Below are 12126 nucleotides of genomic sequence, written 5' to 3' on the forward strand. Positions count from 1 at the left end.
CCGAGAAACGTTGCCGCACTGTTTCCAAATCCTGAACAATAGGCATAGAGACCGCATGTCAGAATTCGCCACCTGCTGACCACCCCCCAACGCACAAGGAGAGCCCATGGATCAGATACAAGCCATGCGCACGTTTGCGCGCGTGGTCGAGGCCGGAACGTTCACGCATGCGGCCGATTCGCTGCAACTGCCCAAGGCCACCGTGACCAAGCATGTGCAGGCGCTCGAAGAGCGTCTGCGCGTGAAGCTGCTCAACCGCACGACGCGCCGCGTCACCGTGACCACCGACGGCGCGGCCTACTACGACCGCGCCGTGCGCCTGCTCGCCGACTTCGACGACATGGAAGCGAGCATGACCCATGCGCGCGCCAACCCGCGCGGCCGGCTGCGCGTCGACATCGGTACTTCGGTGGCGCGCATGCTGATCATTCCGCGGCTGGCCGAATTCCAGCAGCGCTACCCCGACATCCAGATCGACCTGGGCGTCAGCGACCGCACCATCGATCTGATCAGCGACAACGTAGACTGCGTGATACGCGGCGGCGAACTCAGCGACCAGTCGCTGGTCGCGCGGCGCATAGGCAACCTGGAGTTCATCACCGTCGCCACGCCCGACTATCTTGCGCAGCACGGCACGCCCGCGCATCCGCTGGACCTGGAATCGGGCCACCGCATCGTGACCTATTTCTCGCCGGTCTCGCAGCGCCGCTATCCGCTGGAATTCCACCGCGACGGCGAAGTCCTGGAGATCGCCAACAACCCGCACCTCACGGTGAACGAAAGCAATGCCTATGTGTTCGCCATCGTCGCCGGCCAGGGCGTGGGCCAGATCACCACCTTCCAGGCCCAGCCGCATCTGGAACGCGGCGAACTGGTGGCGCTGCTGCCCGACTGGCCCCAGCCTGCGCTGCCCGTGTATGTGGTCTATCCGCCCAACCGCCACCTGAGCGCCAAGGTGCGCGCGTTTGTCGACTGGGCGGCCGAATTGTTCGCCCAGAACCCGCTGCTGCAGCGCGCCTGAACGCGGCCATGTCCCTTTGGCGCTCAGGGTGCGCTGCCGGTGCCGCGCCAGCACCGAATAGAATGGGAACCATTCTCATATATTGAAACCGCTCAAAGTGCATTGCCTACAGGAAGGTCCGACGTCCGCCGTGGAAACGGCCTTTCAGCAGCAGATGCATGCGCTGTACAGCGACCACCATGGCTGGCTGTTCGGCTGGCTGCGCCGCAAGCTGGGCTGCGGCCACCATGCGGCCGATGTGGCCCAGGACACCTTTGTGCGCATTCTCGCCTCGCGCGACGGCCTGCTGGGCGTGCAGGAACCGCGCGCCTATCTGGTGACCACGGCCAAGCGGCTGATGATCGACCAGGCACGGCGTGATCTCATCGAAAAGGCGTATCTGCAGGAACTGGCGCTCGCGATGTCGGCGAACCAGGGCGCACCTTCGGCGCAGGAACTGCTCGAAGCCGTGCAGGCACTCATGCAGATCGAAGCCGCGCTCGCCGGGCTGTCGGCCAAGGCGCGCCAGGCCTTCTTGCTGTGCTATCTCGAAGGCCAGACCCATGCGCAGATCGCGCAGCAGCTGGGCGTGTCGACCAAGATGGTCCAGAAGTATCTGATCCAGGCGCTCACGCATTGCCATCTGGCGCTCGAAGGCTGAGATGTCGGCGCCCTTGCACAGCCTGCCCAGCAGCGCGGATATCGCGCGCCAGGCAGCGGCCTGGATAGTGCAGCTCGACAGCGACGACGCCGCCGAGCAGGCCCGGGCGCAGCAAGGCTTTGCGCAATGGCAGGCGCTGGACCCGCGCCATGCCCAGGCCGCGGCCCGGCTGCAGGCCTTTGTCGTCCAGGTGCAGCAGCTGGGCGGCAGCCCGACCGAAGCGCGCGCCGCCCAGGCCGCCCTTGATGCGGTGCGCGGCCAGCGCACGGCCACCCGCCGGCGCCGGCTCACGGCGCGCGTGGGCGGCGCCCTGGCCCTGGTCGTGCTGCTGGCCATGCCCACCTGGCTCACGGTGCACAACCACCCGCCCGCGCTGCTCTGGAGCGACATGCACGCCAGCACGGGCCAATGGCGCGAACGCACGCTCAGCGACGGCTCGCAGGTCACGCTCAGCGGCACGGGCGCGATCAATTGGCAAGTGAGCGCCGACCGCCGCGTGCTGGAACTGGTGCGCGGCAGCATCCTGGTCGAAGTCGCCAAGGACGCGGCGCGGCCGTTCTATGTGCAGACGCCGCTGGGCCGCATTCGCGCGCTGGGCACGCGTTTTGCCGTGCGCTACGACAACGGCCAGGTGACGCTGGAAATGCTCGAGTCGCGCGTCGCCGTGCAGACCCCGCAGCAATGGCAAAGCGGCAGCGACCAAGCCCTGGTGGTACAGGCCGGCCAGCGCGTGCGCCTGGGCAGCGACGGCATCTCCGCCGTCGAAGACATGGACCCGCAAGGGGTGGAACAAGGCTGGCGCCGGCATCAGCTGGTGGTGAACGACCGCCCCCTGCCCGAAGTGCTGGACCAGATCGCGCGCCACCACCCCGGGCCCATACGCTTTGATCGCGCGGCGCTGGCCGACATCCGCGTCTCGGGCGTACTGCCGCTGGACGATACGGCACAGACATTGCGGCTGCTGCAACGCTCGTTTCCGCAGCTGCGCATGCGGTTTCTGGCTTCGCGCTGGGTGTGGGTGGATTTGCAGGCGGGAGCGTCTTGAGCGTCTTGCTCTCTTGGCTTGAGGGCAGGACGTTCATCCTTCGACAAGCTCAGGACGAACGGGGGAGCGGGAGGTTTCCGTGCATGCTCCCGTCCAACTTTCGCTGCACCGCTCTTGCCCCCGTTCGTGGTGAGCTTGTCGAACCATGAACGGCCTGTCCTCTGAAATTCGGCGCCTGCACAAACCCGCACCCTTCCCAATAATTATTTGCAAATATCTCGCCTTCGAGGTTCCACTTCCCCGATCTCATCCGTCAATGCCAGTGAACACCACCAACAAGGACTCTTCACATGCGTGACGGACAACGCCTCAGCCCGCGCGGCTGCCTCTCGCCGCTGGCGCTTTCCCTGTCGCTGGCCCTGGCGACCATCGCCACGGCAGCCCAAGCCCAGACCGCGGCCAGCGCCCAGTCGGCCCAGCGTTTCAGCATTGCCGCCGGCCCGCTCGCGCCCGCGCTCAATCGTTTTGCGCAGGAAGCCGGCGTGGCCCTGGTCATGGACGCGGGACGCGTCGCCGGGCTGCGCACCCAGGGCCTCAACGGCAGCTACAGCGTGCCGGACGGCTTTGCGCAATTGCTCAAGGGCACGGGCCAGGCAATCCAGAAATCGGACGCCGGCTATCTGCTGACGCCCGCGCCTGCCGCGCCAGCGCCGGCCTCGCCCCAGGCGCAGTCGGCCGATGCCGCAGTGGAAGCCGCGCAAGCCGGGCAAGACCAGCCTCTCGAAGCCGTGATCGTCCAGGCATCGCGCTCCAACATGGACGCGCAAAAGGCGCCGCAAAGCGTGCAGATCATCGGCCAGGCCGATATCGAACGCCAGATGGCGCTGTCGACGAATTCGTCCGATGTGCTGAGCAATCTCATTCCTTCGTACACGCCCAGCCGCGGCAAGATGAACGGCAGCGGCGAGACGCTGCGCGGGCGCACGCCGCTGATCCTGATCGACGGCGTGCCCCAGTCCAACCCCATTCGCCCCACAGGCCGCGAATCGCACACCATTGACTTCGCCATGGTCGAGCGCATCGAAGTCGTGCATGGCGCCAATGCGATCAACGGTCTGGGCGCGACCGGCGGCACGATCAACATCATCACCAAGCGGCCCGAGAACGGCGCGTTCAACCAGCATGTGGATGTGCAGGCGACCATGCCCACCTCCAACCCCGGCAGCGAGACCATGGGCTACAAGACCAGCTACCGCGTGAGCGGCCGCAAGGACAAGCTCGACTATCTGTTCGCCATTGCCGCCGAAGACCAGGGCCTGCACCGCGACGCGCGCGGCCGCTCCATAGGCACGGACACCACCCAGGGCGATCTGATGGATTCGCGCAGCTACGACATCCTGGGAAAAATCGGCTACTGGCTCGACGACGACCAGCGCCTGCAGTTCTCGCTCAACCGCTACCGCATCAAGGGCGAAGCCAACTACCTGCCCGTGGCCGGCAACCGCGCCACGGGACTGCCCACGACCTCGGTGCGCGGCACGCCCGAAGGCACGGCGCCGTGGAACGATGTCTGGACATCGAGCGTCAGCTACAACCACTACGACCTCGCCGGCATGGAGCTGTCGGCCATGGTCTTCCACCAGGATTTCGAGGCGCTGTTCGGCGCCGACAACTCGGCGACGTTCCAGGACGCGGCGATCGCACCCGTGGGCCGGCTCTATGACCAGTCGCGCGCCACCTCGTCCAAGCTGGGCAGCAAGGTCACGCTGACCAAGTCCGATCTGCTCGACAGCAAGCTCAAGCTGACCGGCGGCTTCGACACCCTGGTCGACCAGGGCAAGCAAGACCTCTACGGCACGGGCCGCACCTATGTGCCCGAGTCCACCTACCGCAATCTGTCGCTGTTCCTGCAAGGCGAGTACCAGCTGCACGAGAAACTCGCGGTGCACGCGGGCGTGCGCAAGGAACATGCCGAACTGGAGATCGACAGCTACCGGACGCTGGCGCGCTACAACCGCGTCGCGGTCGCGGGCGGCACGCTCAAGTTCGACGAGACGCTCTACAACGCCGGCCTGGTGTTCTCGCCCACGGAAAACTGGAACATCTACACCAGCTACTCCGAAGGCCTGGGCATGCCCGACGTGGGCCGCGTGCTGCGCGCCATCAACACGCCGGGCCAGAACGTCGACGAGATGCGCAGCCTGAGCCCCATCGTCACCAACAGCGTGGAACTGGGCACGCGCTACAAGCGCGGCGACTGGGACGCCGAAGCCAGCTGGTTCCGCTCCAGTTCGGACTACGGCACGCGCGTGGTGCGTGTCAACGACGCATTCATGCTGGCGCGCGAGAAGAACCGCATCGAAGGCGTGGAAACCAGCCTGGGCTATCGCATCAACCGCGCCCACCGCGCCAAGCTGTCCTATGCGCGCACCAAGGGCCAATACGACAGCAACGGCGACGGCAGCCTGGACGCGCGCCTCGACGGCCTCAATGTCGCGCCCGACCGCGTGCTGGCCGCCTGGACCGCGCAATGGAACGGCAAACTGTCGTCGTTCGTGCAGGTGCAGCACGCGATCAGCCGCCACTTCGATGACCCGGCCAAACGCTTCAAGGGCTATACGCTGGTCGATGCGAGCCTGAACTACAAGCTGCCCCAGGGCACGCTGCGCCTGGCCGTGGCGAATGTTTTCAATCGCGACTACATCAGCTACTACTCGCAAAGCGCGCTGGTCGAGCCGCTGCGCTACTTCGCCGGGCGGGGTCGCACGCTCACCGTGGGCTACTCGCTGGACTTCTGATGCAACACCCGGCCTTCGCTGCGGCCGCGCGCGCCGTGGTCGCGGTCGGCGGCGGCTATGCGCTGGTGGCGCTGGCCGTCAGGGCGCTCGCGGCGCTGCTGGCGCGCGCCGGCCAGGCGCCGTCCGACGCCGTGGTGACCGCGGCCATGCTGGGCTTTCCCGCCTATCTGTGCCTGCTGCTGTGGGCCCTGGCCTGCCCCAGTCTCAGGCGCCTGATCGGCGTGCTGGGCCTGGGCTGTCTGGTGTTCGGACTGCTGGCCTGGCTCGGAGCCAAGGCATGAACGCCGCGCCCGCCAAGCCCTGGCGCCAGCGCCTGGGCGCGGTCCACACCTGGGTGGGCATCGTGCTGGGCGCCCTGCTGTTCTTGATCTTCTGGATGGGAACGCTCAGCGTCTTCGACCGCGAGATCGATCGCTGGATGATGCCCGCGACACGCCTGGCAGCGCCCCAGGGCCCGCCGCGCCTCGACGCGATCGCGCCGCTGGCGCAAAGCCTGGTGCCCGCAGGCGCGCGCCAGTGGCGCATAGACTGGGCCACGCCGCGCACGCCCGTGCTGCGCCTGTCGTGGCAGACCCAGGACGGCCAGCGCGTACTGCAATACCTCGATCCCGCGACGCTGGCCCCGATTGCCGAACCCGGCACGCTGGGCGCGAGCGGCTTTTTCTTTCCTTTGCACTACGGGCTGATGATCTCGTGGAAGGAGCTGGGCAAATGGCTGGTGGGCCTGGCCGGCATGGCGATGCTGGTGCTGCTGGTCAGCGGCGTGGTCATCCACCGCAAGCTGTTCGCCGATTTCTTCACCTTTCGCACGCGCAAGCGCCTGCCGCGCAGCAGCCTCGATCTGCACAATGTCACGGGCACTCTGGCCCTGCCTTTCCATTTCCTGATCACGCTGTCGGGGCTGGTGATCTTCTGGGCCATCTACTTTCCGCAGGCGCACGAAGGCGTCTACGGCAGCGGCGCCAAGGCCAAGGCCGCGGTGCAGGCCGAAGGCTATGGGCGTTACCGCCCCAAGGCCGCGCCCGATGCCCAGCCACTGCCGCTGGCCTCGCTCGATGTGATGGCCGAACAGGCGCGCGCGCGCTGGGGCGATGGCGCCGAGCCGTATTTCGTGCGCGTCTGGAAACCGGGCCAGGCCGACAGCTATGTCGAGCTGCGCCGCTCCTATGCGCGCGAAGTGGCTATGAATCTGGACCAGCTGTATTTCGACGCCGGCACGGGCCGCTTTCTGCACGAATTCAAAGCCGCGCCCGCGATGGCCGTGCAGCGCTTTTTCTCGGGCCTGCACTTCATTCAGTTCGAACACCCGCTGCTGCGCTGGCTGTACTTTGCGCTGGGCCTGTCGGGCTGCGTGCTGATCGCCACCGGCCTGGTGTTCTGGCTCGCCTCGCGGCGCAAGGGCACACGGCCGGGCTGGCGCTCGCGCCTGGTCGAAGCGCTGTGCAGCGCCAGCACCACGGGGCTGATCGCGGCGACGCTGGGCTTTCTGTGCGCCAACCGCCTGCTGCCCCAGACCGCGCAATGGGGCGCAACGGAAAGGCCAGGACTCGAAATGCTGGCGTTCTTTGTGCTCTGGGCGCTGACACTGGCGCATGGACTGGGCCGCGGAATCCAGAGCTGGCGCGAACAGGCCTGGGCAATTGCCGTATTGGCCGTTAGCGCGGCGCTGCTCAACGCGTTGACCACCGATGCCTACACGCGCATCACCACGCCCTGGGCGGTCTGGGGTGTGGATGCCGTATTGCTGGCCATCGCCATGACCGCGGTCTATGCGGCGCGCCGCCTGCAGGCGCGGGGGCTGGCGCCATGAGCACACTGCTGGCCGCGCTGTGCCTGCTCGCGGGCTGGACGCTGCTGTATCTGGCCAGCGCACGCACGCGCAGCGAACTGGGTGAAGCCGCGCCGCGCCCGGGCATATGCAAGACAGCGGCGCTGCTGCTCGCATTGGCCGCATTCGCGTTGTGCGCCAGCGGCCAGGGGCCGGGAATGGGCGCGCTGCTGTGGCTGGTGCTGCTCAGCGCCAGCGCCTTTGCCGTCGTGGGTCTGGCCACCTGGGCGCCGCGGGCGCTGCTGCGCTTAGGCGGTCGACAGCGCCAGTGAGGTGTGCTGGGGCATTTCCAGGCCGGCCGCCGCATCTTCCAGAGCGACGACATGGATATGCGGCTGCTCGCTCATCACGCCGCCGAAGATGGTCGCAAAGGCCACATCGGCTGCGTCGCGCCCGGTCGCCAGGCGCATCATGCCCATGGGAATTGCCGTGCCCGAAGGATCGAACTGGTACCAGCGATCGCCCAAATACACCTCGACATAGGCATGAAAATCTGGCGGCCCCAGCGCGGGATCGGCGCCATAGTCGGTGCCCGTGACAAAGCGCGCGGGCAGATTGAGCGCACGGCACAGCGCGATCATCAGATGCGCGAAGTCGCGGCACACGCCCACGCGCTCCACCAGCGTGTCGACCGCCGACGTGGTGCCGCTCGAACTATTGGAGCGAAACGTCACATGCTGGCGCACCCAGTCGCAGATGGCCTGCACGCGCGCATAGCCCTGGTTCAGATAGCCGAACTGGCCCATGGCGAAATTCGACAGCCGGTCGGACTGGCAATAGCGGCTGGGATAGATATAGGGAAGTACATCGAGCGGCAGCTGGCGCACCGGCACTTCGGCGATCTGCGCCGGATCGGCGCTGTGGTGCGAGATGTCGACCGTGGCCGCGTACTGCACCGTGAGCGGCCCGGGCAGTGCAGCCAGGCGCAGGCAGCGCTGGCCCATATCGGGGCTTTGCTGCAGTTCGCGCCAGGCGTCGGGCTGGCTGATCACCAGCTTTTCATCGGACACCACCTGATGCGGCGTGTGCGCGGCATGGATGTAGAAGAAGAAATCCGCTCCCGGTGCGAACACCGTATAGGACAACTCGATTTGGAGTTGAAGTCTGATCATGGTTGTCGTGGGCTACCAGAATGACAAGGAGAATTCCTGCGCCAGCGACTGCTCCTCTTTGCGCCACGCATGCTGGATGACCAATGGGACCCATGCGCTGCTTGCAGTATGCGGTGCGCCCGGCGCGCGCGATGTCAGCAAACGCCAACAGTTCGCTACCGCTTTGAAGACAGCGCCGCGCCCCTGTTGATGCCAGCCAAGGCCGCGCTCAAGGCAGGGCGGCGGCGGCCACGAACGCCTGCTCCACGGCATCGAGCCGCTGCATGCCCGCGTCCGCGCTGCGCCGCACGATGCAGATTTGACGCACCGGCGCGGAACGCCCCAGCGCAATCTCGCGCACGCCATAGGCATCGCGCAGCTGGTAGCGGATCTTGGGCAGCACCGACACGCCCAGGCCCGCGGCCACCATGGCGACGATGGCGTCCATGGCCGGCACATCGAGCAGCGGCTGGCGCTGCGGCACCAGCTGGTTCACAAAGCGCGCCGCCATCTGGCCCGCGACCACCGCGCGGTCCAGCCGTATCCAGGGCGAATGGCTGAGAATCTGCTTGACCGTGCCCGGCGCCATGTTCGCGGGCACGACCAGCACGAAAGGCTCGCGCAGCAGCGGCGTCCACAGCAGCCGGCTCGAGCCCCCGGACACCGGCCGCACCACCACGGCGGCGTCGACGCGCCCGGCCTTGAGATCCAGCAGCAGATCGGGCGTGGTGCCGCGCGATATCTGCAAGGCAATTTTGGGTGCCTGGCGCTGCAGCGCGCCAAAGGCCTGGGGCAGCAAGGTGGTCAGCGCCGACTCGGTGATGCCCAGGCGCACATTGCCCGCGGGCGCGGCGTCGGCCGTGTGGCGCAGCGACTCGAGTTCGGCCAGGCTGCGGTCGACCACGGCCGCGAGCTGCAGCGCGAACGCCGTGGGCCGCGCATTGCGCGCCGAGCGATCGAACAGCGGCTGACCGAAATACTGTTCGAGCTGCTTCATCTGCAGGCTCACGGCGCTGGGCGTGAGGTTCACCTGCTCGGCGGCCTGGGCGAAGCTGCCCTGCTGCACGACCGAGGACAGGGTGGCAAGCAACTGCATTTTCATGAGTTTTTCTCGTGTATCGAACGACGAATGATCAAACAACAACTGCGTATTGTCTTCTAGCATGCGGGCTTGTTCCATCGATTTCGCCAGGCCATGACCTCCACCTACCGTCTTGAAGACTTTGCCGCGCCGAGCTCGGCGTCTCCCACCCGCGCCGGCGCGCCCGCGCTGCCGCGCCGTCTGCGCCAGATGCTGTCGCTGGACGACTTCGAGCATGCGGCGCGCGACTTTCTGCCCCGTCCCATCTTTGCCTATGTGTCGGGCGGCTGCGAGACCAACCGGTCGCTGCAGGGCAACCGCAGCGCGTTCGCCGACTACGGCTGGCAGACGCGCATACTGAAGAACACCTCGGGCCGCACCCTCACGACCGCGCTGCTGGGCGAAGACTGGGCCGCGCCGTTCGGCATCGCGCCCATGGGCATCAGCGCGCTGTCGGCCTACCGCGGCGATCTGGTCCAGGCCCAGGCCGCGGCGGCGGCCAACATCCCCATGATCCTCAGCGGCACCTCGCTGATCGCCATGGAAGACGTGGTGCGCGCCAATCCGCGCGCCTGGTTCCAGGCCTATGTGCCCGGCGAGCCCGAGCGCATCGAATTGCTGCTGGCGCGCGTCGCGCGCGCGGGCTTCGGCACGCTGGTGGTGACCGCAGACACGCCGGTCTCGGGCAACCGCGAGAACAATCTGCGCGCCGGCTTTTCGACGCCGCTGCGCCCCAGCCTGCGCCTGGCCTGGGAAGGCATCACGCACCCGGGCTGGCTGTGGGGCACGGCGCTGCGCACGCTGGTGCGCCACGGCATGCCGCACTTCGAGAACTCCCAGGCCAGCCGCGGCGCGCCCATTCTGTCGTCGACCGTGACGCGCGACTTCGGCGCGCGCGACCATCTGAACTGGGAGCATTTCGATCTGATACGCCGGCGCTGGAAAGGCAAGCTGGTGCTCAAGGGCATCCTGCACCAGGACGACGCGGTGCAGGCACGCGACCATGGCGCCGACGGCATCATTCTGTCGAACCATGGCGGGCGCCAGCTCGACGGCGCGGTCTCGCCGCTGCAGGTGCTGCCGGGCGTGGTGCAGGCGCTGGGCAGCGACTATCCCGTAATGATCGACAGCGGTTTTCGCCGCGGCAACGATGTGCTGCTGGCATTGGCGCTGGGCGCGAAGTTCGTGTTTGTCGGCCGGCCCTTCAACTACGCGGGCGCGGTGGCCGGTGAAGCTGGCGTGCGCCATGCGATAGGCATACTGGCCTCGGAAATCCTGCGCAACATGGCGCTGATAGGCGTCAGTCGCCCGGCCGAGCTGGGGCGCGAACATCTGTTCGCCAAGCACTGAGCGCCCAAACGAAAAACGCCGGCATCTTTGCGCTGCCGGCGTTGTTCATTTCAGCGCCGAAATTTCACTCGAGCTTGATGTTGGCTTCGCGGATCAGGCTGCCCCACTTGGTGTGCTCGGCCTTGATGAAGGCCGCGAACTGCTGCGGGGTGCCGGTCACGGGAATATTGCCTTCGAAGGCCAGCTTGTCCTGCACGTCCTTGCGCGCCAGCATCGCACCGACTTCCTTGTTGACGCGCGCCACCACGTCGGCCGGCATGCCCGCGGGGCCGACCAGGCCCAGCCAGGTCGTGGCGTCGAAGCCGGCATAGCCCTGCTCGGCCACCGTGGGCACCTGGCCGATCACGGGCAGGCGCTGGGCCGAGCTCACGGCCAGCGCGCGCACGCGGCCGCTGTTCATCTGCGACATCACCGACACGCTGTTGCCGAAGTACAGCTGCACCTGGCCGCCCAGCAGCTCGTTCATTGCCGGGCCCGCGCCCTTGTAGGGCACCTGCAGCACTTCGATGCCCGCGCGGCGCGCGAGCATTTCGCCGGCCAGATGGCCCACGGTGCCGTTGCCCGCATGGGCGATGCTGAAATCGCCGGGCTTGGCCTTGGCGGCCTTGATGAAATCGGCCAGCGTGCGCAACGGCGAATCGGCGCGCACCACCAGCACCACGGGCTGCACGGCGATCTCGACGATGGGCGTGAAGTCCTTGAGCGGGTCGAAAGGCATCTTCGCGTAGAGCGCGGGATTGATCGACAGATTCGACGCCTGGCCCATGCCTATGGTGTAGCCGTCGGGCTGGGCCTTGGCGACCACGTCCAGACCGATATTGCCGGCCGCGCCGGGGCGGTTCTCGACGACCACGGTCCACTGGTTGAGCACCGTGAACTTCTCGGCGATCAGCCGCGACGTCGCATCGGTGCCGCCGCCCGGAGGAAACGGCACGATCAGCTTGATGGGCTTGGCCGGCCAGGTACTCTGGGCAAAAGCGCCCGTGGTTGCCGCGGTCAGCGCCAAGGCGCCGGTGTGAAGAAAAGTACGTCGTTGCATGGATTGTCTCCTTTGGTTTATTTCTTGTTTCTATGCGCAGGCCGCTGTGGAGCCGACGTCAACTACCGATAGAACCGTTCGCCCTGAGCTTGTCGAAGGGCCGTTCATCCTCCGACAGGCTCTCAAGAAACAGCTTTTTTCATCAATTAAATCAAGCACTTAGAAAGCACTCGTTTTGTGCAAACAGCGACGTGCGCTTTCAAACCGTTCGTGGTGAGCCTGTCGAACCATGAACGGCCTGTCCTCATGACTTGAGCGCAGGCCGTTCATCCTTCGACAGGCTCAGGACGAAC

The 12126-nt window shown here is 66.7% G+C and carries 11 protein-coding genes; 8 read left to right on the plus strand and 3 right to left on the minus strand.

The genetic code is table 11. The features are described from left to right. Positions 1-106: 106 nt before the first annotated feature. The 7 genes from KHY18_RS05660 (at position 107) to KHY18_RS05690 (ending at position 7544) form a co-directional block, all read left to right on the plus strand. Positions 107-1021 carry a LysR family transcriptional regulator gene (locus KHY18_RS05660; RefSeq protein ID WP_213295371.1) on the plus strand — a complete coding sequence of 305 codons (915 nt, stop codon included), beginning with the start codon at positions 107-109 and terminating at the stop codon, positions 1019-1021. A gap of 154 nt (positions 1022-1175) precedes the next feature. Beyond that, positions 1176-1661 (plus strand): sigma-70 family RNA polymerase sigma factor, encoded by a 486-nt coding sequence (locus tag KHY18_RS05665; protein ID WP_213295555.1) that lies wholly within the window; start codon positions 1176-1178, stop codon positions 1659-1661. Position 1662: 1 nt separating this feature from the next. Continuing rightward, positions 1663-2706: a FecR family protein gene (locus KHY18_RS05670; protein ID WP_213295374.1), complete on the plus strand. Its 1044-nt coding sequence runs from the start codon at positions 1663-1665 to the stop codon at positions 2704-2706. A 290-nt stretch (positions 2707-2996) separates the two neighbouring features. Continuing rightward, entirely contained in the window at positions 2997-5444 is a 2448-nt protein-coding gene (locus KHY18_RS05675) for a TonB-dependent receptor (RefSeq protein WP_213295377.1), read from the plus strand. Next, the gene (locus tag KHY18_RS05680) at positions 5444-5725 is read left to right on the plus strand and encodes an iron transporter (RefSeq protein ID WP_213295378.1); all 282 of its coding nucleotides are present in this window, start codon (positions 5444-5446) and stop codon (positions 5723-5725) included. Before KHY18_RS05675 ends, KHY18_RS05680 begins: the two co-directional genes overlap by 1 nt. Next, on the plus strand, positions 5722-7254 hold the full coding sequence (locus KHY18_RS05685) for a PepSY-associated TM helix domain-containing protein (protein WP_213295383.1): 1533 nt from the start codon (positions 5722-5724) through the stop codon (positions 7252-7254). The genes KHY18_RS05680 and KHY18_RS05685 overlap by 4 nt, the downstream gene beginning before the upstream one ends. Further along, positions 7251-7544, plus strand: a complete 294-nt coding sequence (locus KHY18_RS05690) for a DUF3325 family protein (protein WP_213295385.1) — start codon at positions 7251-7253, stop codon at positions 7542-7544. Before KHY18_RS05685 ends, KHY18_RS05690 begins: the two co-directional genes overlap by 4 nt. Here the strand turns inward: KHY18_RS05690 and KHY18_RS05695 are convergent. Beyond that, positions 7521-8384: a transglutaminase-like domain-containing protein gene (locus tag KHY18_RS05695; RefSeq protein ID WP_213295388.1), complete on the minus strand. Its 864-nt coding sequence runs from the start codon at positions 8382-8384 to the stop codon at positions 7521-7523. The two genes, KHY18_RS05690 and KHY18_RS05695, sit on opposite strands and share 24 nt — an antisense overlap. 208 nt (positions 8385-8592) lie before the next feature. Further along, the gene (locus tag KHY18_RS05700) at positions 8593-9465 is read right to left on the minus strand and encodes a LysR family transcriptional regulator (RefSeq protein ID WP_213295391.1); all 873 of its coding nucleotides are present in this window, start codon (positions 9463-9465) and stop codon (positions 8593-8595) included. Positions 9466-9558: 93 nt separating this feature from the next. Between KHY18_RS05700 and KHY18_RS05705 the strand changes: the two genes are divergently transcribed. After that, positions 9559-10794 carry an alpha-hydroxy acid oxidase gene (locus KHY18_RS05705; RefSeq protein ID WP_213295394.1) on the plus strand — a complete coding sequence of 412 codons (1236 nt, stop codon included), beginning with the start codon at positions 9559-9561 and terminating at the stop codon, positions 10792-10794. 64 nt (positions 10795-10858) lie between these two features. On the opposite strand, the gene KHY18_RS05710 is transcribed toward KHY18_RS05705, so the two are convergent. Then, the gene (locus KHY18_RS05710) at positions 10859-11833 is read right to left on the minus strand and encodes a Bug family tripartite tricarboxylate transporter substrate binding protein (protein WP_213295397.1); all 975 of its coding nucleotides are present in this window, start codon (positions 11831-11833) and stop codon (positions 10859-10861) included. Positions 11834-12126 lie beyond the last annotated feature (293 nt).

Source organism: Acidovorax sp. CCYZU-2555, from assembly GCF_018413525.1.
Lineage (GTDB): Bacteria > Pseudomonadota > Gammaproteobacteria > Burkholderiales > Burkholderiaceae_C > Comamonas.

Excerpts from the sequence above, each read along its gene's own strand:
- KHY18_RS05660 (WP_213295371.1), top strand. The coding sequence starts at position 107 with ATGGATCAGATACAAGCCATGCGCACGTTTGCGCGCGTGGTCGAGGCC.
- KHY18_RS05665 (WP_213295555.1), top strand. The coding sequence starts at position 1,176 with ATGCATGCGCTGTACAGCGACCACCATGGCTGGCTGTTCGGCTGGCTG.
- KHY18_RS05670 (WP_213295374.1), top strand. The coding sequence starts at position 1,663 with ATGTCGGCGCCCTTGCACAGCCTGCCCAGCAGCGCGGATATCGCGCGC.
- KHY18_RS05675 (WP_213295377.1), top strand. The coding sequence starts at position 2,997 with ATGCGTGACGGACAACGCCTCAGCCCGCGCGGCTGCCTCTCGCCGCTG.
- KHY18_RS05680 (WP_213295378.1), top strand. The coding sequence starts at position 5,444 with ATGCAACACCCGGCCTTCGCTGCGGCCGCGCGCGCCGTGGTCGCGGTC.
- KHY18_RS05685 (WP_213295383.1), top strand. The coding sequence starts at position 5,722 with ATGAACGCCGCGCCCGCCAAGCCCTGGCGCCAGCGCCTGGGCGCGGTC.
- KHY18_RS05690 (WP_213295385.1), top strand. The coding sequence starts at position 7,251 with ATGAGCACACTGCTGGCCGCGCTGTGCCTGCTCGCGGGCTGGACGCTG.
- KHY18_RS05695 (WP_213295388.1), bottom strand. The coding sequence starts at position 8,384 with ATGATCAGACTTCAACTCCAAATCGAGTTGTCCTATACGGTGTTCGCA.
- KHY18_RS05700 (WP_213295391.1), bottom strand. The coding sequence starts at position 9,465 with ATGAAAATGCAGTTGCTTGCCACCCTGTCCTCGGTCGTGCAGCAGGGC.
- KHY18_RS05705 (WP_213295394.1), top strand. The coding sequence starts at position 9,559 with ATGACCTCCACCTACCGTCTTGAAGACTTTGCCGCGCCGAGCTCGGCG.
- KHY18_RS05710 (WP_213295397.1), bottom strand. The coding sequence starts at position 11,833 with ATGCAACGACGTACTTTTCTTCACACCGGCGCCTTGGCGCTGACCGCG.